Below are 22,492 nucleotides of genomic sequence, written 5' to 3'. Positions count from 1 at the left end.
CTATGAATAGCTATTAATACTATGTGTTTAAGTTATTTATTCAAAACTATTTAACTTAATCAAACCATAAAATATTCATATGAAAAAAATTAAATTCTTATTATTTAGTTTAGCATCTTCTTTTTTCTTTTCCCAACAGGTAGGCGATGTCGTTAATTTTGAGCAAAAATTAGATTTAACGCCTCAAGGAGTTCTTAATTTCATATCAAATAACCTTGGCGAACAAAATGCGCCCAATTTCATAGATTACCTAAGTGCTTTTAATGTAGGCCTAAAAGCCTATAAAATAACTTATTATACCAAGAATGAAAATAACAACTTGGTAAAAGCTACTGGGCTTGTTATGTACCCTAATGTTAATTATAAATTATCTACCGTCGTATCCAATCATGGTACGACAGATAGTCGATACAATGTCCCTTCCAACTTAAAAGGGATCCTATCCGCAGGATTTGTTGTAGAGCTCTCCTATGTTCTAAATGGATATATTCTCATGGCTCCGGATTATGTAGGTATGGGAACAGGAGATGGTGCCCATCCTTATATTCACTACCCTAGTGAAGCTCATGCAACTATTGATTTTGTTACCGCTGCAAATAAAGTTCTATCTCAATTAGGGGTTCAGCGATATGATGAATATTTTTTAGCAGGATATTCACAAGGTGCACATGCTGCAATGGCGACTTTAAAAAAGCTAAATACATCCAATCCAACTCAATTAGCATTTAAGTATGCCTATATGGGAAATGGCCCTTATGACTTTTCAGGAGTTACCTTAGAAAAAGGAGTTCTGGAAAAAGATGTATTTCCATTTTCTTCCTTTATTGCTAACATCGTCAATACCTGCAATAAAACAGGCTATGCAACCTACAATACTGATATCTCCGAGGTTATCTCTGCAGATTATATGGACAAATATAACCATCATGTAATACAGGATAATGGAGGGGTTTTATGGGGCCCTATATTTTGGAGAGAGTTATTCACAAGTAATTTTATTAATGATGTAACCAATAATCAAAATAATAAATTAAGACAATGTCTACGTTCTAACGATGTATATGATTGGCATAACAAAACTCCTATGACCTTAGGACATTCTACAGTGGACCTTATAATACACCCGGACAACACTTCTAAAACCATTGATGTACAAAGGGGATATTATTCTTTTTGGGACCTAGACCGATTCAAGCTTGATTCATTTTATTGGGGGCCTCTTGGACATGTAGGTAGTATAGTGCCTTTTCTTTTAGCATCAAATGCCAAATTTAATATGTTGAGAAGTGGAGGATTCTTCAATCAATGGGCGATGCTAGCCTCTAAGAATATTGAGAAAGCAGCTGCTATCCCTTATGATTATACCTCGCAAATAAAACCTGAACTGCCGGGAATGAAGATTATTGAAATTACAGATTTTAATAAAAACAAAAACGAGAATATGAAAGTACCTCATACTGATTTATCGGCATTAGGAGATGGTATATATCTATTAAAAATACTAGAAAACAATAAGACCAAATTGATCCCTTATATTAAAAATAATCCCCACACCATTCCACAAAACGAAATCATAAAATCTGAAAACAATAATATAATAGAGCTAAAAATAGATAAGCAAGAGCTTTTTACCATATATATTTTTGATCAAAACAAAAAACTCATACAATCTGTTTCCAAAGAAAAATATATAGAAGAAGGAGGAATAAATGTAAATAGTCTTGAAAATAAAAACTATATATTTGAAGTTATCACTCCCTATTATAATCTTCAATTCAATAAGCAAATACACATAGATCACAATATCTATAGCGATAACATTGATGTTTTCACGGAGAATAGTCAGATTTTTATAAAATCTACTGATCGTAAGATTAAAAAAGTTACAGTTTACAATATGCTGGGTAAGTCAATTCAAGACGGAGAATCGAATGAAAGTTTTTATCAATCTAAAAACTTAACTTCTGGAGTGTATATCGTACAAATCCTGCAAACTGATGGGAAAATAATGAATAAAAAAGTTAAAATGCAATAATAACATTTCTCAACAATTCTTATATTTAAAACAGAATGCATCTCATGATTGGGATGCATTCTAATTGGAATAAGTTTTAATATTTTCAATAAACTTTATATCCGGATTCAAAATTTCTTCGATCAAATATTTAATTGAATCCATAGCTTCACTAATGTTACCCTTTTCAAATTGCAAAGACACAACCCCTTTTTTGACCTCTGCAAAACTCCATATTCCTGTTTCTATAGGTAATCCCCAGAATTCAGGTAAACTTTGTACCACATATTGATATATACACAGCTGCAAAGCTTGTTTTCGATCACTATTATGAAAATAATCTACTTTATTTTCTTTATCAATTTTAATATTCAGATTTTTGATTTTAGCTGTTTTATAATCAATAATTCTTAACGTCCCATTAAGGCGATCAATTCTATCTATAAACCCGAAAAAAGAAATTTTATCATGACCTTCAATATAAAAATCCACATTTTCAAACCTTTTTTCAATATCTAAAATTTCTAATTTATTACCTTTTTTAACTAGCTCAAGATCGTAATTTAAAATATTTCCAATGACTTTTTTGGCAATAGCTTTATGGATATAATTCATTCCTTTTTCATAAAACTCAGGTTGATGTTTTAACTTATCTATAGCCCGATCTATATATTGATCTATTACTTCAATTGATTTTTTCAAATCACTCTCTTTTAAAGTCTTACCTATTAAAACTTCATATACTTCTTGAAGTGAATAATGCACCAAGTTTCCATAGTTTTTTATAGAAAGTTCTTCTTCTATTTCGTCCGTTTCAGCGGTATTTAAAATCTTGGATAAGTAGAAATCCACCGGATTATATAAATAGCTCGTAAGATGAGAAGCAGAAACTTTTTCTTTCCATTTTTGAAGACGCTCTAGCACTATAGAGGTTTTTGAAATTTCAATGGGCATAGTAATAATTGGGTCAGAAGTATTTTCAATAATGATGTGTTCAATCTCATGATTACTTTCCATTTCTATTTGGGTAATAAATCGACTCTTTTCACCTGTATTTACTCCGGAACTCAAAGCATTATACAGCAAATGAATATTCGGACTTTCTTGAATTAAGCGATAAAAGTGATAGGCATAAATACTATCATTCTCTAAAAAGGTATGCAGATTAAAGAATTTTCGAATATCAAAAGGGATATATGTATTTTGAGAATTACCTAATGGAAGCTTTCCTTCATTAACAGAAAGCATAATAATATTTTCAAAATTTAAAAGACGAGTTTCCAAAAGCCCCATAACTTGTAACCCACGCAAAGGCTCTCCTTGAAAATCAATACTTTCAGAAGAAACACATTGGTTAATCAAGATTTCCAATGTATCCATCTTAATCTCAAAGCTATAAGGCGATAATTGATTTTTTATTATTCTGAATGCACTTTCAAAATAAGAAACATTCTCATATTGAATATCATCAATTTCTAACCATTTTACTTTCTGACAAAACTCAATAAGTAAATCAAGATATTCATGGGTTGAGTTAGCTTTTTTAAGTAAATTAAAATAGGATAAATCCCCCAATAATTCCTGCAATAGTTTTCTAGAGATATAAACCATATTTCCCTCTTCTATTCTTGCTTTAAAATCATTAATAATCCTCTCATTATCAATAGATTTCGGAAGTTCTTCTAAGATAGGAAATAGATCTCTATAGTAATAGGAATATTTATTTTTTTCTAACTGTTTCTGAAGATAAAAAAGCCTCTTTATAGCATTGGAAAACGAGAGGTTTTTTAGGGGAAATCCCATCGTAATGTTTAAATTACGAACAACTTGCATAGCATCCAAGGTTGCCGGTAAAAGGTTTTCATCCATTAAAACAACCGCTGTGGTAGAAAAACTTTGGTCATCTATTTCTTTAAAAATTTCCGGTAATATTTTAGTTTGTGTAATATTCCCCGAAACCTCATAAACCTTTATTCTTTTAGGTTGATTAAAATCATCTTCTATCCATTCAAAAAACCTACTTTCATTAAACTCTTTCCATGTTTTATGATTTCTTAAAAACTTTCCTGCTTCTTGCCTCTCATCATCAAAATAGTAATGATCAATTTGAAAAAAACATTGGGCCTTATCCCATTGTAAAAGAGATCGTACAAGCTTCTCTTCAAGAGGTGTGAATGCATTGAATCCACAGAAAACAAATTTTTCCGGCGTATTTTCAGCAAAAACATCCACCTTATTTTTTGCTATTTCATGAATCATTCCCGATGTAGCCCAATTCTTTTCCTGCAATCTACTTTTGAGAGAAGGTAGGAAAACGTTCATATTCTTCCAAAAATTAAGAAACTTTTTCCTAGGAACATCATCGTCTTCTCCTAAGTCTTGAGCCCATTCTTTGATCCTTTCTTCATCAAACATGTACTGCAAAACTTCTTGATCACTTTCCGAAAACTTGAGAATATCATCCCAATCTTTTTGTAAAGTAGGAAACCATTTCAAAAATTCGGCAAAATCATCATTGGGAATAAGATTCAGACTTTTATACACCTCAAAAGAAAATAGCCATAGAGCAATTCCCTGAATATGTTGTTGATCTGCAATGGTATTTATTAATTCTTCAATGGTAAAAAAATTAGGCAAAAATCCTGAATAATTATTTTCTTCTAATATTTTCTTAATAAAAACGATAGGACGTTTTCCTGGCAAAATAATATTTATCCCAGATAAATCTGAGTTTTGTGCCAATAATTCGGAGATAACTTTATTTAAAAATTTCAAGAGATGCTATAGTTTTTAAATTTTTCTAGTTCTTCAGCCACTATACGATTATACTCTGCTTGCTTTTCTTCATTCGTCCCATTTTTGGTCTCCTTATCGTAAGAATGTTGGAAGTTTCGATATTCCTTAGTGATTCGGTTGTAAATTTCTTGAAAATATTTATCAAAATCAGCATTAGTTAATATTTTTTCCGAAACTTCTTTACGTAATTTTCTGGCAAAAATTTCTGCTATGTCAAAATGCTTTTGTTCGTGCCCTAAAACATAGTTATTAATTCGCTTTACATCTTTCCACGATTTATCCTCATCAAAGATTGTTTCTATTTTAACTTCGATTTGAGACATAGGGTTTGAAGATTTCACATACGAATACACCCATCCACAATGAGTATATGCTACAATATTTTGTCCTTTTTGAGTGTTGATTTTGCTTTTAAAATTAGCCCAACTAAGAGCATTCCCTTCTTTCCAAAGAATTTTCTGACTATATACATTTTGATAAAGCAGAAGAAATGTTATTAAAGTATATTTCATTTATTCTACTACTATTGTTTTAACAATCCATTGATCATCTCCATTCCAGAATGAAAAACTATAAGTCCCTTTATGTTGCGGGCTAAAATTAATTTGATTAACACCTACATATGTATTTTGCGTACAGGGGCCATTTCTAAAATACCTATAGGCAGTTATTCGACGAGAAGAATGATCTTCATATATATAATCATACCCATAAAAGCCCTCACAACGAGACGGGTAGGTTGAATAAGTTCGTATACTTTGTAGTGCAAATACCTCCATGGTATCATTTACAATATTTACACTATCTATTTTTATTCTATCAATAGATTGTATGACTGAGTAATCTTCATTATCATTACATGATGAAACAAATAATCCTAATACGGTTATGGAACACCCTATGATGATATTTTTTTGCATAACACTATATAATTTGATTATTTATTCAAAAATAAGCAAAAATTACCATCTATATCATTTAAATTAAGAATTAAAATTACCTTTTGATAAATAAACCACCTTTTTAGTTTCAAAAAAAGCTTCATCAAAATAATTTTTAAGATTAAAAATTTCACATTTAATTCCTGCAAGCTCTTCCGCAAGCTCACCTCCTTTTAAATATAAAATTCCATTATGCTTGAGATTAAACTGTTCTTTCTCAAATTTACCTTTCAACCATCTTAAAAATTCCGGCATTTGTGTTACCGCTCGACTTACCACAAAATGAAATTTTTCTTTTAATTTTTCGGCTCTACCATGAATGGCCGTTACATTCTGCAATCCAACTCCTTCCGACACAGCTTTGACTACACTAATCTTTTTTCCTATAGAATCAATCAATGTAAATTCTACCTCCGGAAATAATATAGCCAAAGGAATTCCCGGAAAACCTCCTCCCGTTCCAATATCCAGAACCTTTGTTCCAGGAGCGAATTTCATTATTTTTGCAATTCCTAGTGAATGAAGAATGTGCTTCTCATATAACGATTCCATATCTTTCCTCGAAACTACGTTTATTTTCTCATTCCACTCATTATAAAGCTCTTCCAACTTTGTAAATTGTGCAATCTGATTTTCTGTAAGATCCGGAAAGTATTTTAATAGTAACGATATAGACATTATGAAATATTATAATTCGCAAAAATAAGTTTTTATTAGTCTTATTCAAACTTTTGTTTTTATATAAAATCACTTTTATAGTATATTAGCACGAATGGGAATATGATAGATCATAAGTTTTTACAATTTCTTTATTATTCGGATATTCTTTCATAATCTGGTTATATCCCATTTTCAGCAAACTACTATGAGTCTTAAATAATAAACTGAAAATTTCATTCTTGATTGCAAAAATCTCTCTATTATAAGATCATTTTATTTCACGACAAAACATTTTATATTATATATTTGTCAAAATTCAAAAAAATTATATGAACAAACTTTCAGATAGAGTAAAAGGACTTGGTTACTCCCAAACATTTGTAATGTCTAATAAAGCAAGAGAGATGAAAGCTAACGGGATAGATGTTATCAGCTTAACCCTTGGTGAACCAGATTTTGATGTACCCGATAATATAAAACAAGCAGCCTTTGAGGCCATCAATCAAAATTACAGCCACTACTCTCCTGTTCCTGGTTTTCTTGAACTTCGTGAGGCTATTTCTTATAAACTGAAAAGAGATAATAACTTAGATTATAAACCGTCGCAAATTTGTGTTTCTAATGGTGCAAAACAAGCCATTTTAAACGTGTTAGCCTCTATTATTAATGATGGTGATGAAGTTCTTTTACCGGCTCCGTATTGGGTAAGTTATGATGAAATGGTAAAAATGATGGGTGGTACTTCTGTGATGCTTACAACATCGTATGTTACAGACTTTAAAATAACAGCAGAGCAACTGGATGAAGCCATTAATGAAAAGACTAAAGCCATTCTTTTTAGCTCGCCATGTAATCCTTCAGGCGGGTATTATACGTACGATGAATTAGAATCTTTGGCAAAAGTCATTGCAAAATATCCTCATGTAACGGTAATTTCTGATGAAATATACGAGTTCATCAACTATGAAACAAAAACGACTTCTATTGCTCAATTTCCGGAAATATATGAACAAACAGCTGTTATTAATGGAATGTCTAAAGCATTTGCAATGACCGGTTGGAGAATTGGCTATTCAGCTTGTCCGGAGTGGCTAGCAAAAGCTTGTGAAAAAATACAAGGACAAATGACAAGCGGAGCCAATACTATGGCACAGAGAGCTTCTATTACAGCATTGAAGACAGATCCTTCTGAATACAAATATATGATCGATGCCTTCAAAAAAAGAAGAGATCTCGTATATGATCTCATAAAAGAGATTCCCGGATTTAAAGTTGTTTTACCTAAAGCTGCTTTTTATTTCTTTCCTGATATTTCTTATTATATTGGAAAAACTCTCCATGGGACTGAAATCAAAAACTCTGATGATTTTGCTATGTATATTTTAGAGAATGCCCATGTTGGTTGTGTCGGAGGTGTATCTTTTGGAAGCCCTGAATGTATCAGGTTTTCATATGCTACTTCTGAAGAGGATCTAAGAGAAGCTATGAAAAGAATTAAAACGTTATTAGCTCCTTTTAGCTAGGTTGAACCTTACTATAGGCTGCTGGTAGCTCATATTTTTTTAAATAATCCCTTGTATTATGAAATTTTACCATGAGGCAAAGACAAAAAAAATCAATTTAAATATTAAATTAACTTATAATAAAAACATAAAATATCATTAATTAGTTTTTATTTTTCACAAAAAACAATCATAGATTTTATTTATAGCGATCAGTCCAAATGATAGATGAAATAGCTTTATCTTTGCTGCGAAATTTAATATTAAAATAGAAAAATTATGTCTTTAGTAGGAAAAAAATTTCCAAATGTAACGATAGACGCAATGTCTGAAATGGGTGATGATCTTAGAATCAATATCTTTGAAGAAGCAACAACCAATCAACAAAAAGTTCTTTTGTTCTGGTATCCAAAAGATTTCACTTTTGTTTGCCCAACTGAGCTTCATGCTTTTCAGGAAGCTTTAGGAGAATTTGAAAAAAGAAATACAAAAGTAATCGGTGCTTCTTGTGATACTAATGAAGTTCATTTTGCTTGGTTAAATACATCAAAAGATAATGGTGGAATTGAAGGAGTTACTTATCCACTTTTAGCTGATACACACAGACAGTTGGCTAATTTATTAGGAATTGTAGATCAAGATTTCGAATATGATAATGAAGGGAATGAGATTTTCTCAGGTTCTAATGTAACTTATAGAGCAACTTATTTAGTGGATGAAACTGGAAAAATCTTCCATGAATCTGTCAATGATATGCCTCTTGGAAGAAATGTAAAAGAATACATAAGACTTATTGATGCGTATACTCACGTTCAAAAACATGGTGAAGTTTGTCCTGCCAATTGGGAAGAAGGAAAAGAAGCAATGAAAGCGGATAGAAATTCTACTGCAGAATATTTAGCAAAAAACTAATCAAAAATTAATCTAACAATGTAGCAATATATCATTGTGGCAATTTTAAATTTATTTTTCAATTGTTGTAAGATTAAATTATTTACTATTGCTACATTGTTATTTTTACAATAAAAGAAACAACAATGTATACAGAATTAACAGAAGATACTTTACAAAATATTGTAAATGAAAATGAAAAGGTAATGGTTCAGTATGGAGCAACATGGTGTGGAAACTGTAGAATTATGAAGCCTAAGTTCAAAAAGCTAGCATCTGAAAATGAAGAAATACCATTTCTTTATATAGATGCAGAAAAACTTCCTGAAAGTAGAAAGTTAGCAAAAGTGGACAATCTACCTACTTTTGCTCTATTCCAAAATGGAGAATTGGTCAATCAAGTTCAAACAAATCAAGCAGAAAGTTTAATCAATTTATTTAACGAATTGCAATAATGAAATTACCCTTAATAAGACAGTTTTATCAAAATCAAACTCCTGAAAATCTTGAAAAAACATTAGAAGTTTTAGAAAGTTTTTGTGAGTTCAGAGGAACAACTGATGAAGATTTAAATGTTGCAGGAGAATTAATCACAAATATATGTGGAGCCTTAGAAGTTCATTCTAATGTTCAAAACGGAATGAGTGAAAAAGATGCGCTAAACTCTTTTGCACAAAAAGTATTAGGTTCAATCGATAAATAAATTGAATTGAGATCATAATAAAATTGATAAGAATTCCTATTCTTACAAAAAAATCCCGATGAAAATAACATCAGGATTTTTTGGATTATAAAATTCTTAACTCTTATGCTTAATTAACAGTTTAAATGTAAGATTAAAACACTAATCCCTTTAAAATTCATTCGCTGAATTCAGGCTTTACCCCCAGAATTTTACCACTATCTTCAAAAACAACCGTCAAAATATCTCGAGGAGGAATATTTTTATCATTTTCATATCGATATTGAATTGTTGGATATTTTGCTCCATCTGCTAAGGATTGGTATCCTGATTTAAAAATAACCCTATTTTTATCAAAACTTATCCCACCAGAGAGTTTTTGAATTACATTATCCGTGACTATCTCCTTTACCTTATCAGAAATTAATGTATTAATCATTTGCTGATCAGAAGATTTCAACGCTTCTACAAATTTTAAAAATGCGGCATTGTAAAATCCTTTCTGACTTTCATTTAATTCCGATAACAGTTCGGTTTTACTTTTTCTTATTTCAGTATTCACTCCTTGTGGCCAATATAAATGCGATACCAAAACGCAAAAAACTAGAAATGTTTTTTTCATAAGCTAATTGAGTTAATTAAGTTACAAATAATTAGACAATTTCCAAAAATCTCATCGTATCGACATTGTCAGCATAGGTATCCAAACTAGGATTTTGTGCTTCTCCAAAAGGTATTGAACCTATTCCTAACTCATTTTTAGCAACGATACATTGAATATTCTCTTCATTTTCTTTTATAAAAGCTGTTACAGACTCCAAAGATGAATATCTACTAAAGTTTATCACAGAAAGAGGGCTAAATAATTTATCATCTTCTTTCAACATTACAAAATTATTATCCCAAAACTTTTCTTGATTTAAAAGATAAACAGCTCTATTATAATCATAATTATTGGCATATTTATGATGATTGATAATATCTTTAAAGTCTAAAAAGTTTTCAAACAATCTATCAATGGTAAAACTTTCGGGAATAAAAATTCTCGTTACATTTCTACAACCTAGCCCAAAATATTGAAAAATATCTTTTGCTAATAACTGCAATTCTTCGTCGGTTTCATCTCCTTTTAAAACAGCAATCGAAGTTCTATTTTTTCGAATAATACTTAAGTAGTCTTTAAAATAATATTCTAGATATCTTGCCGTATTGTTACTGCCTGTTGCAATGACCGCATCAAAATTCTTCAATTTTTCTACGAATTCATATCGCACCTGATTTCCTGAAAACTCATTCCACTTATGCAATAAATGAGGAATAAGGTATCTATCTTTTGAAGATAGCTTGATCAATGCTGTATGATTGCTTAAAATAGTAGATATGATATCATGAAAACCCACCAAAGGAATATTCCCGGCTAAGATCAATCCTACCCTTTTAGATATAGTAGAGATGGAATAATTCTTAAGCCAATGATCTATATTTTCCCCTGTAAGTAAATCTGCCCATTGTTTAAGTGCTATTTTTTGATTATTAACTGTGAACCAAGGATTTTCGATTTCAGATTTTTTCAATAGCTTTTCAAATTCTAAATCATTTTCACTATGATTTTCAGTTTTTTCTATTAATTTTTTTCTTATATAATCACTTAAAGCGATAAGCCCTAAAACTTGTTTTTCAATATTCATAACTGCATTTAAATTGAGGAATATTTTGTAATTTTGTGCAAATTTAAAAAAAATTAGCAATGGCTATTAAAATAACTGATGAATGTATTAATTGCGGTGCCTGTGAACCAGAATGCCCTAATAATGCAATATATGAAGGAGCTGTAGACTGGAAAGCTTCAGAAGGTACAGAACTGAAAGGTACAGTAACATTACCCTCAGGGCTTACAGTAGACGCAGACTCACCACAAGAGCCTGTAAGTGATGATGTTTATTTCATTGTAACAGATAAATGTACCGAATGTAAAGGATTCCATGAAGAACCACAATGTGCAGCTGTTTGCCCGGTAGATTGCTGCGTACCAGATGAAGACCACGTAGAGTCCGAAGAAGCCTTGCTTAATAAAAAAGCCTTCTTACACGGTGAATAAGAACACCGTCTCATAAATTATGGGACGGTTTTTTTAACTACAAATCCGAAGAATCCAATATCAAACTAAAAACGAAATCGTAAGTGGACATCCATTTGCAAAACCAAAAAATAAAAATATGAACAAAAAGCACAACTTTAGCGCGGGCCCATGTATCTTACCTCAAGAAGTATTTGAAAAATCGGCACAAGCCATTTTAAATTTTAATGGGATTGGATTATCTATTCTTGAAATTTCTCATAGAAGTAAGGATTTTGTAGCAGTAATGGATGAAGCGCGTGCCATAGTAAAAAGATTAATGAATCTTGGAGAGGATTATGAAGTTTTATACTTAGGAGGGGGTGCCAGCCTTCAGTTTGCCATGGTCCCTTATAATTTAATGAAAATCGGAGGAAAAGCTGCCTACGTAGATACGGGGACTTGGGCTGCAGGAGCTATTAAAGAAGCTAAAAAATTAGGAAATGTAGATGTAGTAGGATCTTCTAAAGAAAAAAATTACTCTTTCATTCCAAAAAACTATACAGTAGGTTCAGAATACGATTATTTCCATTGTACATCCAATAATACAATTTATGGTACTCAAATGAAATCATTTCCTGAAGTAAATACTTTAATGGTTTGTGATATGAGTTCTGATATTTTTTCCAAACAAGTAGATTTTTCAAAGTTTGATCTCATCTACGCAGGAGCTCAAAAAAATATGGGGCCTGCAGGGGTGACTTTAGTAGTCATAAAAAAAGAAATTCTTGGAAAAACAGGAAGAGAAAATATGCTATCTATGTTGGATTATTCTCAACACATCGCAAAAGAATCGATGTATAATACACCTCCCGTTTTCCCTGTATATGCATCATTATTAACGTTACAACATCTAGAAAATAACGGAGGTATTGCCGCTGCCGAGATTAGAAACAATGCAAAAGCAACACTTTTATATGATGAAATTGATCATAATCCTTTATTCGAAACATTTTGTGAAAAAGAAGATCGTTCTTTAATGAATGTCTCTTTCAAATTACTAGATGAAAATAAAAAAGAAGCCTTTGATAATGCTTGGAAAGCAGCAGGCATAAGTGGACTTAATGGCCACAGAAGCTTAGGAGGATACCGAGCAAGCTTATATAATGCCTTACCTTTAGAAAGTGTGCAAGTTTTAGTTGATGTCATGAAATCAATAAAATAATCAAAAGATAATTAATTAAATATTTACACCAATTATTTAAATTTCGTTAATTTGCACCCCGGTTTATTTTAATACTAAAATATCAACTCAAATAAGAAGACATGAAAGTTTTAGCTAACGACGGCATTTCAAAAGCAGGAGAACAAGCATTAAAAAATGCAGGAATTGAGGTTTTAGAGAATAGAGTGGCTCAGAACCATGTTATTGACTTTATCAATGAAAATAATGTAGATGTCCTACTCGTAAGAAGTGCAACGAAAGTGAAGCAAGATATTATCGATGCTTGCCCAAGCCTGAAGATCATTGGTCGAGGCGGAATTGGCATGGATAATATTGATGTTGAATATGCTAAAAATAAAGGCATTAAAGTGATCAATACTCCTACTGCTTCTTCAAAATCTGTTGCTGAGCTTGTTTTTGGACATTTCTTGTCGTTGGCAAGATTCCTTCATGAATCCAATAGGCTTATGCCTTTAGAAGGTGAAACTCACTTCAATGCCATGAAAAAATCTTTTAACAATGCCTACGAACTTTCAGGAAAGACCTTAGGAGTTATTGGTTTTGGAAGCATTGGTCAGGAAGTCGTGAAAATAGGGATTTCCTTGGGAATGAAAGTAAAAGTTCTCACCAGAAAACCCAAAACAGAAACCATTACTATTAACTTTTTTGATGGACAATCTGTAAATTTTAATATTACTTCTACCAATGATATGGATGCATTTCTTAAAGATTCAGATTTCATCAGTATCAATACGCCAAAAACAAATGAATACATTATAGATACCCCTCAGTTTGAAAAAATGAAAAATGGCGTCTATATTGTGAATACAGCAAGAGGGGGTGTTATGAATGAGGTTGCTCTCATTGACTTTATTGAATCAGAAAAAGTAGCAGGAGCGGCATTGGATGTTTTCGAAAATGAACCCAGTCCCGAACTACCGTTATTAATGAATCCGGCATTATCACTCTCACCACATGTCGGGGGGAACACAATTGACGCACAAGAGAAAATTGGTGTTGAACTCGCAGAACAAATTATTAAGCTACAAAAAGAAACTATACAATAAAATATGCCTGTTTTTAAACCTTTCCGTGGAATAAGACCTCATAAAGACTTTGAAAGCACTTTTCCAACTCATCCTATAGATAACTTCACGCAAGAAGAAATCGCGGAAAAAGCGCAAGTAGAAAATACTTACATTCACATGATAAAACCTTATGTGGTAAGTAAATCTAAAGATGTGGATAGAAACCTGAGAAAGATTCGTTCAACCTTTGAAGATCTTTTGGAGGACAAAAAACTTGTTCAGGATAATTCAGCCTACTATCTTTACGAGCAGATATATCCCAATAAACAAATATTTAGAGGGTTACTGGGTCTTGCCAGTATTGAAGATTTTTGGAATGGAAAAATTAAAAGACATGAAAGTACAATTCCTCAAAAGAAAGAGAAATTAGCCCATTATCTGGAAAAAGTAAATATTCAGGCAGAACCTGTTTTACTTACGTATCCTGCTAATTCCAAAATCGAATTGTTAATGAATCATGAGGAAAAAAATGTTCCTATTTTTAACCATGTAGATACCAAAGGAATTCGTCATAAAATATGGAGAATTGACAATCGTCTTAAACTACAACAATTTAAAGAGGTTATTGATCAGATCGATTCTTTTTACATAGCAGACGGACACCATAGAATAGGTTCCACCGCTCTCAATGCAAAACATCAAAAAGACAAAAATAAAAGACACAATGGTACGGAACTCTATAATTTTGTATATAGTTTTATCGTTTCCAATCAATCCATAAAAATTCATGATTATAATAGAATATTGAGTGATCTTAATGGATTGTCCAATGAAGAGTTTTTGAAAGAACTAGAACAATATTTTTTAATTCATGAAAAAGGTGAAGCTGCTTACTACCCTTCTCAAAAGTTTCACATTTCTATGTATTTGGGAGGAAAATTCTACTCTTTACATGTAAAACATGACCTTCGTTCACCGGAAATGTCTTTGGATAACCTAGATCATCACCTCATAGATAAATATATTTTTAAAGATATTTTTAAAATTGAGGATTCGGATAGTTCAGAAAAAATAATGTATGTAAAAGGCACTTCAAATATTGAAGGAATTAACATTTTAAAAGAGAAAATTGACTCCGGAGAAGGGCAAGTTGGATTCGGAATCTATCCTGTCAGCTTTAATGATATGATCAAAATTTCAGATCTTAAATTAAGTATGCCTCCAAAATGTACATTTATTGAGCCTAAATTGGTGACAGCCTTGTTAATGTATGATATGAAACCTTAATTATTTCTATTTTTTCCCTATTTTTATCTCGGAAAAAGATAGGCCAGTAAAAAATGAAAAAAATATTCATTATAATTCCACTCTTTTTGAGTGGATTTTTATTTTCTCAAAAAAAACCACAGAAAAAAACTGTCAAAAAGGTAACTACTGTTAAATTCAATTATCCTGACGAGTTTAAAAAAATATCCAATGAAGTTTTAGTGAATGGTAAAGCATATAATAATCTCGCAGAACTGACTAAACAAATTGGACCTCGCTTCAGTGCTACTGCAGGCTATAGCAAAGCAACAGAATGGGCCGAACAAAAATTAAAAGAGGCTGGTGCCGAAAATATTTGGAAACAAGATGTAAAAGTTCCCATATGGATCAGAGGACAAGAATCTCTACAAATTAAAACCGCAAATGGAGATTGGAAGAGCATTAATATGCTATCTTTTGGAAACTCCGAAGGTACTCAGGGAAAAGATCTTGTTGCAGATTTACTATTTGTGAATGATATTCCTGAGCTCAACGCTTTGACCTCTGCTCAGGTAAAAGATAAGATTATTTTTGTCAATTCACCCATTGATCAAAAAATCGTAAATACGGTGGATTCTTATCTCATTTCCGCAAAATCAAAATTATTATCTGCTTCTGTCATCGGAAAAAAAGGAGCAAAAGGTTTAATTGTAAGATCATTAACAACAGCCTATAATGATACCCCTCATGCCAAAATGGTCTACTATGAAGCCGATGATAAAGTAAGGATTCCTGCTGCAACTATCAGTGTAAAGGCAGCAGATGAACTTGAAAAACTCCTAAAGAAAGAAAAGGTAAAAGCAAAGCTCAATATGTGTGCCCAATTTACAGGAGAAGCAATCAATCAAAATGTCATTGGTGAAATTCCGGGAAAAAAAGACGCTAAAGTGATCGTCCTAGGAGCACAATTAGATTCCTGGGATTTTGCAGAAGGAGCTCATGATGATGGCTCGGGAGTAGTACAATGTATTGAAGTTTTACGAACATTAAAAGCATTAGGGTATGAAAACAACCATACCATAAGAGTGGTTTTATATGCGAATAGTGAAAATGGAGGCCAAGGAAGAGAAATGTATGCAGCCTATGTTAAAAAGAAAGAGGAGAAACACATTTTTGCCTTAGGAACAGATTCGGGGGGATATTCTCCAAGAGGATTTTCCTTAGATATGGCACCGCAAAGAAGAAGATTAATTTTTGAATGGAAAAACTATTTTCTTCCTTACGGCATTTATGATTTTGATCAAACTTATGCTATCCAAGATATTGCTCCATTAAAGAAACTAGATATCCCCTTAGCTGAACTAGTTGTTGATACTCAACGATATTTTGATTATCATCATTCTGTAGATGATACTTTTGATAAGGTTAATAAACGAGAACTTTTACTCGGTGCTGTGGCTATGACACAAATGATTCTTATGATTGATAAAAATTGGTAATATGAAAAAATTAATATGTACATCATTATTACTTCTGAGTTTTTCTGCATTTGGACAAACAAAAGAAGACTCTATTCAATTCAATAAGATTTCAACAGAAATATTAAATAATGGAAAAGGATATATTGAATTAAAAGACTTAACCCAAAATATAGGCCATCGTTTAAGTGGTTCTGAAAGCTACGAAAAGGCCGTAAAATGGGCCGAAAATAAACTTAAGAATGCTGGAGCTGATAAGGTATGGCTTCAAGAGGTTATGGTTCCTGTTTGGACTAGAGGAAAAGAATCATTGAAAATAAAAGTTCGTGACGGAAAATGGCTGAACTTAAAAATGCTTTCTTTGGGAAATTCAGAAGGCACCGGAGGTAAAGATATTTCCGGCGAGATTATTATGGTAAAATCCATGGAGGAATATGATAAGCTTCTACCTGAGCAAGTGAAGGATAAAATCCTATTCTTCAATTACCCATTTAAACAATCCTTCATAGAAACATTTAAAGGATATAGTGATGCGGCAAAATATAGAGTGAATGCAGCTGCTTTAACTGCAAAAAAAGGAGGAAAATTTGCTATTATCCGTTCTCTTTCCTCTGCATTTGATGATGTCCCTCACACAGGTGCTATGTATTATGAAGATGGAGGTCCTCAAATCCCTGCCGTTGCTATCGGAAACACAACAGCTGATGAGCTTGCTAATTCTCTAAAAAACAACCCAGTATTAGCAAAACTTAATTCCAACTGTGGTATGAAAGGAGAAAAACGCTCTTATTCTGTTATTGGGGAAATTACAGGTAAAAAAGATAAAAGTGTGATTGTAGTGGGAGGACATCTAGATTCCTGGGATGTAGGTGAAGGAGCTCATGATGATGGAGCCGGAATTGTTCAAAGTATAGAAGTTTTAAGAACTTTTAAAAACCTAGGAATCCAAAATAACCACACCATAAGAGTTGTTTGCTTTGCCAATGAAGAGAATGGTGTAAGAGGTGGTGTTCAATATGGTAAAGTAGCCAAAGAAAATAACGAAAAACATATTTTTGCCATAGAATCTGATGCCGGAGGATTTACACCTAGAGGAATCGCTTTACAAATGGATAATGAAAAAATAAACCAGATCAAAACTTGGGCTGAGTTATTCTTTCCTTATGGAGTCTATAATTTTGAGGGGAGATATTCCGGAACTGACCTCTACCCTCTTCATGATATGGGTGTTCCTACAGCAGAACTTGTCCCTGATTCACAAAGATATTTTGATATTCATCATACAGAAGAAGATACTTTTGAAAAGGTAAATCGACGAGAGCTTCTTTTAGGAGCAACAACAATGACTCAGATTATTTATATGATTGATAAATATTGGTAGTACAATTAAAAACCTTTGAATTGTCAAAGGTTTTCTTATTTTAACGTTTTCAGAAAAAATGTATCATTTGAATATATGGATTTTATAGAAATCACTTAAGCTTTTTATTTAAATCAATCCATCGTTGTTCTTTGTACAATATTCCAAAAGCAGTTTCGTCATGCAATTGTGGTTTCGTTAAAAATCCTCTAAGAAATAATAGGTCTAAAAAATCTAACGCTATACTTTTATATTTTTCATCACTATTTACAGCAGCAATTTTAGCAAATAAGACTGCTGCTTCAAAGTTATCCGTATTACTCATACCACTTAAGAAAGTAGAAGCGGTATTGTAATAATCATATGTTTTTTGAAACTCCTCTTTTTTATAAAAATACTTTGCACTATCCATTAGCTTTTGAACATCTGCTTGGTAAATAGCGTCTTTTTGTTCGGATTGCTGAGCATTGAGTTCTTTATAAGAAAACCCATAAGTCAAAGAATAAATACTTAGAGGTTGTAAGCCTATTTGTTTTCTTCGTTCATCGGCCAAATGTTCTTTTACAATAGGCCTGAAGCCAGAAGCTTCCCCATTATTTGTCCACATTACTTGTGTCCCATATAATTGTTTATAGTTCAGATTGCATTGGACTCTATCGTAGAGAAAGGCATAGTTTTCCCCATTCAATTCTGGAGTTCCCTTTAGTTTCTCCATATCTTCTAATACGGCTTTTTGAAACAATACATCCTGATCCGCATGTTGAACAATAAGCCATAGATTATTTTGTCCATCCTTTCCTATCTGAGATATTGTAGGCCAGCCATATTTTCTAATTATTTCTTTTGCTTTAATTAAATTATTTAAATCTGAAGTATGGATCTGTTCATCAATGACCTTCCGTAAACTATCATTTATATTTTGTACTTTTTTATATCGAAGTTTCTGGTCATTTAGCGTCATTAAATTGATTTCCTTTCTTAAAGCAGGTAGTTGTAAAGTTTGAGCATATTGCTTTTCTTTAATAAAGGCTTGTTCATGTATGGCCTTCCACTTATCAGGAAATGTATTTCTTAAGTAATCAAAGTAGGGATCAAACGATAACCAGTCGGCCTCTGTCCAACCGTATGATAATGAAAATTGTAAATATTGAAATGCTTTATCCGCATTTTTGTCTAACGAATACATACCCGCTGCTTTATAAGCTGCCAAATAATCCGGTTGCTGCATTTGAAATGCTTTTTCATAAAGAGTAATAGCACTTTTATAATTTTCCTGCAAATGAAATAAACTGGCTTTTGCTATTAAATTTTGATAGGTATTATCCGATTGTGCACTTAAAGTAAAGTGAATACAGCAGCTAAAGAAAATTATAATTGATTTCATAGCAGTGTTCTTTTTCAGATTATTAAGTTATAAAAAGTACCATATGAAAAGTGAATTGCTACTAAACAGATTATATTTCAACCTTGCATGAGTACTCAATTTCTACCTACCAGACAGCAGTTCCAGGTTTTGCCTCGAAAATTACTTCAAGTCTTTCCAAAGCATTATTATAATCAGTTTCGTTTTTTATAAGTTTTAATTTCATCTTTTAAATTTTATTGCTACAAGGAATTTCAACGCTCCTACTTAGTGAAATTACTATGGATTCGATTCAGCCACTCAAATATTATTCTAATTACTCAAATGCTCCATAACCTGTATGATCTCTACCACATAGTTGAGTTCAATGTTCAGCATATTATTTCCTATACATTTCACTTCAACTCCCTCTTCCACTTCATTATATTGTAATATAAGTTTCGAATTTTCAATTTCCCAATAATATTCATTCCCGCTTATTTTATAAAGTGGATTTGTGTAGGGTGTTTTTTTGTAAGAAGGACTTTCCCAAATCTGTTTTGAGATGCTTATTAATATTCCAATTATTTTATCAGTATCAGCATTGGTGAGTAAACAACAATCACCATTTTCGTAGTCCAATTGTAGCGAAACACAATCTTCATTTTTTTGAATGATTATATTTCCTTTCTTAACAAACCAATTATAAACCTGATTTTCCATTTATATATTTTGAGGGCTCCACATTTTTAAGAATTTGAACTTTTTAGGATATTCTTCTCTAGGGCAAAATGCTAAACTTACTTCTTTATGATCAAGCGAAGATTCTGTCAGTACAATGAAATCAACTTCTTTTTTTAATTCTTCAAACTCATTATCATTGACTATACAAACTACTTTTTTAAAAATTCCATTCATCCATTGGATCATATCTTTATTGTTTTCGTACTTTTTGTAACAAGCCAATGAAGCGTGTGCAGTTATTACAGGAACTAATTTGTCCGGGATATTATCTTTTACAAGGATATACATCTTCATACCACATCCCTTAATCAATTAATCTTTTTTTCTTCTAATTCTCGCTTTAAAGTAGCAATCCGTTCATCTTTACCGTTATGATGCCAGCCCGGAGCATTGAATATATACCCCAATTTTGCTTTCCATGTCGGTGCATTTCGGATATCCTTTATCATATTTCCAAACTCATCAAAGACGATATGAAAAACATTATAAGTATGAATGTTATGATAGATTCCATAGTCCGTCGTTTTCTTTTCTTCCGCTTTATATGTGCCGAAAAGATGATCCCAAATCATCAAAATACCCCCATAGTTGTTATCTAAATCCTCAACTTTTCGAGAATGATGCACACGGTGGTTGGATGGTGAATTGAATACTTTATCGAACCACCCTAATTTTCCAATAGCATTGGTATGCGGCCAAAATTGAAAAATCAAATTAAATTGATGCATCATAGCAATCATAATAGGATGAAAGCCAATAATGATAAAAGGGATATACCAAATATCGCGATATATGATTTCAAACCATCCTTGACGCAATGCGATAGCAAGACTCAAATGAGTAGCAGAATGATGATTCACATGACCTGTCCAAAATAATCTGATTTTATGACTCAACCGATGATGCCAATAAAATCCGAAATCCTGCACAATTAATACCAACACCCAAAGCCACCAATGATCCAAATGCCATTTTAAAGTGAAAAAATCATTGAAATTTTTGATACCAAAAATATCTGTAAGTCTAAAATGATTGTAAATCCAAAAAAAATACGATAACGAAATAGCTTTCATCCCAAAGTCCAGCATTACCGCCCCTATTCCCAATCCGATACTTGATACATTATCTTTGATGAGTCTTTTTGTGAATATTTTTTGAGGAATTTGATACAAAAATATTTCGCCTAATATCAACAAGATAAATCCGGGAATAAAATAAGTAACCGGATCGGTAAAATCCAATGGACTGAATAGCCCAATACTATGAAAAAAATCGGTTATCTTTTCTTTCATAAGTCTCATTTTTATTGAATATTTCCGTTTTCTTCTCAAGATTAACCACACCCAATACCAACATCAATTGTGCAAAAACGTAGGTAATCATGACAATTAACTCTTTACCGATTGTATTTTGTACGAACATATTAATGGCTAATACAGAATCTGATACTACAAACAAAATAGCTCCTATAAGCAATAATAATGACCGAGTGGTGATACTACAATATAACATGGTAGCAATAGTAATTCCGTACACGATAACAGGTATTCTCATTTCGTTTAAGTACGGATATATATAATAAAGGAAAGAGCTTAGATATAATATAACAAAAGGAAGCGCCCCCCATACATCGTTCTTCTTACTCTTAAAAAAATAAATAATGTAACAAATATGAGCCAATAAAAAACTCCCCAAGCCAGGCATAAAGCCCCATCCAAATAGCAAAAACACATCACCCAAAAAACTCAACACCAATCCGGATAAAAACCATCTATTCATCGGAAATACCCCCTGTTTGGAATAAGTATAATAAAGCAAACCGATAATGGGTAGTAAAAGTGGCTTGGTAAAAAACCGCCAAACACTATAATCCATAGCAATAAATGCTAAATCCCACACAAAGACAATAGCAAGTAGAACGAATAACAATTTGGTATGTATAGATTTTATCATGGTACTATTTTATAGCAATTTTTTAATTATCTTTTTCTTATTATAAATATGAATACATCTAAGGCTCGCACCAAATCATTCTATATTTGACACTTAGCTCAGATTGTTAAATTACAAATAAAATTAAGATAAAAAATACTTTTGAATGTAAAATATAAATGCTTCACACTTTATTTTATTCTATATTTTACAAATAGACTATTATTAGAAATATTATTTAAGTTTATGCAGCTCAATCGCATCTTTTCCAAGATAATTTTTGAATTTTTTGGAAAGTTCTTCATCCTTGAACTTTAGGATTGTATAGCTATACTATCAAAAGTAATAATCTCAAGAAAGGATTCAGGAATTAAAAAGTTGTCCTAAGGAAAATTGAGCTTAAATGCTATAAAAGGATTTGAGGATAGAAAGTATAAACTTTCAATCTAGTACTGAGTAAGATTTCCAAATAGGTAGTGTCTCACTAACTGTGTAAGTTAAAAAGTTATTCTGGAAAATTTAGAGCTCTTACAGCTCAAGAAATTTTTCGGAACTCACTTTTTATTATTTTTAACCATTACATAGTTATGATTGAC

General features: G+C 31.9%; 22 protein-coding genes. 11 read left to right on the top strand and 11 right to left on the bottom strand.

Translation table 11 applies throughout. From position 1 onward, the window contains the following. Positions 1 to 79 precede the first annotated feature (79 nt). Entirely contained in the window at positions 80 to 2,035 is a 1,956-nt protein-coding gene (locus tag CHRY9293_RS16055; RefSeq protein ID WP_162033914.1) for a T9SS type A sorting domain-containing protein, read from the top strand. Between the two features lie 60 nt (positions 2,036 to 2,095). Here the strand turns inward: CHRY9293_RS16055 and CHRY9293_RS16050 are convergent, their stop codons facing one another. The 4 genes from CHRY9293_RS16050 to rsmG form a co-directional block, all read right to left on the bottom strand. Beyond that, on the bottom strand, positions 2,096 to 4,789 hold the full coding sequence (locus tag CHRY9293_RS16050) for a PD-(D/E)XK nuclease family protein (protein WP_162033913.1): 2,694 nt from the start codon (positions 4,787 to 4,789) through the stop codon (positions 2,096 to 2,098). Continuing rightward, entirely contained in the window at positions 4,786 to 5,322 is a 537-nt protein-coding gene (locus CHRY9293_RS16045; RefSeq protein ID WP_162033912.1) for a DUF922 domain-containing protein, read from the bottom strand. The genes CHRY9293_RS16050 and CHRY9293_RS16045 overlap by 4 nt, the downstream gene beginning before the upstream one ends. Continuing rightward, positions 5,323 to 5,730 (bottom strand): hypothetical protein, encoded by a 408-nt coding sequence (locus tag CHRY9293_RS16040; protein WP_162033911.1) that lies wholly within the window; start codon positions 5,728 to 5,730, stop codon positions 5,323 to 5,325. A gap of 63 nt (positions 5,731 to 5,793) precedes the next feature. Next, positions 5,794 to 6,429 carry a 16S rRNA (guanine(527)-N(7))-methyltransferase RsmG gene (gene rsmG / locus CHRY9293_RS16035; RefSeq protein WP_162033910.1) on the bottom strand — a complete coding sequence of 212 codons (636 nt, stop codon included), beginning with the start codon at positions 6,427 to 6,429 and terminating at the stop codon, positions 5,794 to 5,796. Positions 6,430 to 6,740: 311 nt separating this feature from the next. Here rsmG and CHRY9293_RS16030 point away from each other — a divergent pair, with 311 nt between their 5' ends. The 4 genes from CHRY9293_RS16030 to CHRY9293_RS16015 all read left to right on the top strand — a co-directional run bounded on the left by CHRY9293_RS16030 (position 6,741) and on the right by CHRY9293_RS16015 (position 9,507). Then, complete coding sequence (locus CHRY9293_RS16030; RefSeq protein WP_162033909.1) at positions 6,741 to 7,934, top strand: pyridoxal phosphate-dependent aminotransferase; 1,194 nt, start codon at positions 6,741 to 6,743, stop codon at positions 7,932 to 7,934. 258 nt (positions 7,935 to 8,192) lie between these two features. Next, the gene (locus CHRY9293_RS16025) at positions 8,193 to 8,825 is read left to right on the top strand and encodes a peroxiredoxin (RefSeq protein WP_162033908.1); all 633 of its coding nucleotides are present in this window, start codon (positions 8,193 to 8,195) and stop codon (positions 8,823 to 8,825) included. Between the two features lie 125 nt (positions 8,826 to 8,950). Beyond that, on the top strand, positions 8,951 to 9,259 hold the full coding sequence (locus tag CHRY9293_RS16020; protein WP_162033907.1) for a thioredoxin family protein: 309 nt from the start codon (positions 8,951 to 8,953) through the stop codon (positions 9,257 to 9,259). After that, positions 9,259 to 9,507, top strand: coding sequence for a DUF6952 family protein (locus CHRY9293_RS16015; RefSeq protein WP_122547032.1), 249 nt, complete (start codon positions 9,259 to 9,261; stop codon positions 9,505 to 9,507). Before CHRY9293_RS16020 ends, CHRY9293_RS16015 begins: the two co-directional genes overlap by 1 nt. 157 nt (positions 9,508 to 9,664) lie before the next feature. Here the strand turns inward: CHRY9293_RS16015 and CHRY9293_RS16010 are convergent, their stop codons facing one another. Next, positions 9,665 to 10,108, bottom strand: a complete 444-nt coding sequence (locus CHRY9293_RS16010) for a peptidylprolyl isomerase (protein ID WP_162033906.1) — start codon at positions 10,106 to 10,108, stop codon at positions 9,665 to 9,667. A 31-nt stretch (positions 10,109 to 10,139) separates the two neighbouring features. Further along, on the bottom strand, positions 10,140 to 11,198 hold the full coding sequence (locus CHRY9293_RS16005) for an acyl-CoA reductase (RefSeq protein WP_394351046.1): 1,059 nt from the start codon (positions 11,196 to 11,198) through the stop codon (positions 10,140 to 10,142). A 35-nt stretch (positions 11,199 to 11,233) separates the two neighbouring features. Between CHRY9293_RS16005 and CHRY9293_RS16000 the strand changes: the two genes are divergently transcribed. The 6 genes from CHRY9293_RS16000 (at position 11,234) to CHRY9293_RS15975 (ending at position 17,899) form a co-directional block, all read left to right on the top strand. Next, positions 11,234 to 11,584: a 4Fe-4S binding protein gene (locus CHRY9293_RS16000; RefSeq protein ID WP_050380175.1), complete on the top strand. Its 351-nt coding sequence runs from the start codon at positions 11,234 to 11,236 to the stop codon at positions 11,582 to 11,584. A gap of 118 nt (positions 11,585 to 11,702) precedes the next feature. Next, positions 11,703 to 12,767 carry a 3-phosphoserine/phosphohydroxythreonine transaminase gene (gene serC / locus CHRY9293_RS15995; protein WP_162033904.1) on the top strand — a complete coding sequence of 355 codons (1,065 nt, stop codon included), beginning with the start codon at positions 11,703 to 11,705 and terminating at the stop codon, positions 12,765 to 12,767. Between the two features lie 101 nt (positions 12,768 to 12,868). Then, positions 12,869 to 13,834: a D-2-hydroxyacid dehydrogenase gene (locus tag CHRY9293_RS15990; protein WP_162033903.1), complete on the top strand. Its 966-nt coding sequence runs from the start codon at positions 12,869 to 12,871 to the stop codon at positions 13,832 to 13,834. A gap of 3 nt (positions 13,835 to 13,837) precedes the next feature. Beyond that, a complete protein-coding gene (locus CHRY9293_RS15985; RefSeq protein ID WP_122636341.1) occupies positions 13,838 to 15,082 on the top strand; it encodes a DUF1015 domain-containing protein in 1,245 nt (414 codons plus the stop codon). Positions 15,083 to 15,135: 53 nt separating this feature from the next. Further along, positions 15,136 to 16,539: a M28 family peptidase gene (locus CHRY9293_RS15980; RefSeq protein WP_162033902.1), complete on the top strand. Its 1,404-nt coding sequence runs from the start codon at positions 15,136 to 15,138 to the stop codon at positions 16,537 to 16,539. A 1-nt stretch (position 16,540) separates the two neighbouring features. Next, positions 16,541 to 17,899 (top strand): M20/M25/M40 family metallo-hydrolase, encoded by a 1,359-nt coding sequence (locus CHRY9293_RS15975; RefSeq protein ID WP_162033901.1) that lies wholly within the window; start codon positions 16,541 to 16,543, stop codon positions 17,897 to 17,899. A gap of 91 nt (positions 17,900 to 17,990) precedes the next feature. On the opposite strand, the gene CHRY9293_RS15970 is transcribed toward CHRY9293_RS15975, so the two are convergent. The 5 genes from CHRY9293_RS15970 to CHRY9293_RS15945 all read right to left on the bottom strand — a co-directional run bounded on the left by CHRY9293_RS15970 (position 17,991) and on the right by CHRY9293_RS15945 (position 21,917). Next, positions 17,991 to 19,262, bottom strand: coding sequence for a DUF6624 domain-containing protein (locus CHRY9293_RS15970; protein WP_162033900.1), 1,272 nt, complete (start codon positions 19,260 to 19,262; stop codon positions 17,991 to 17,993). 291 nt (positions 19,263 to 19,553) lie between these two features. Beyond that, positions 19,554 to 19,943: a hypothetical protein gene (locus CHRY9293_RS15960; protein WP_162033899.1), complete on the bottom strand. Its 390-nt coding sequence runs from the start codon at positions 19,941 to 19,943 to the stop codon at positions 19,554 to 19,556. Then, positions 19,944 to 20,258 carry a peptidyl-tRNA hydrolase gene (locus CHRY9293_RS15955; RefSeq protein ID WP_162033898.1) on the bottom strand — a complete coding sequence of 105 codons (315 nt, stop codon included), beginning with the start codon at positions 20,256 to 20,258 and terminating at the stop codon, positions 19,944 to 19,946. Between the two features lie 14 nt (positions 20,259 to 20,272). Beyond that, entirely contained in the window at positions 20,273 to 21,256 is a 984-nt protein-coding gene (locus CHRY9293_RS15950; RefSeq protein ID WP_162033897.1) for a sterol desaturase family protein, read from the bottom strand. Beyond that, a complete protein-coding gene (locus tag CHRY9293_RS15945) occupies positions 21,225 to 21,917 on the bottom strand; it encodes a lysoplasmalogenase (protein ID WP_162033896.1) in 693 nt (230 codons plus the stop codon). Before CHRY9293_RS15945 ends, CHRY9293_RS15950 begins: the two co-directional genes overlap by 32 nt. Between the last annotated feature and the right edge of the window lie 575 nt (positions 21,918 to 22,492).

The organism is Chryseobacterium potabilaquae, from assembly GCF_902728265.1.
Classification (GTDB): Bacteria; Bacteroidota; Bacteroidia; order Flavobacteriales; family Weeksellaceae; genus Chryseobacterium; species Chryseobacterium potabilaquae.
This window is presented reverse-complemented; position numbering and strand designations above follow the sequence as displayed.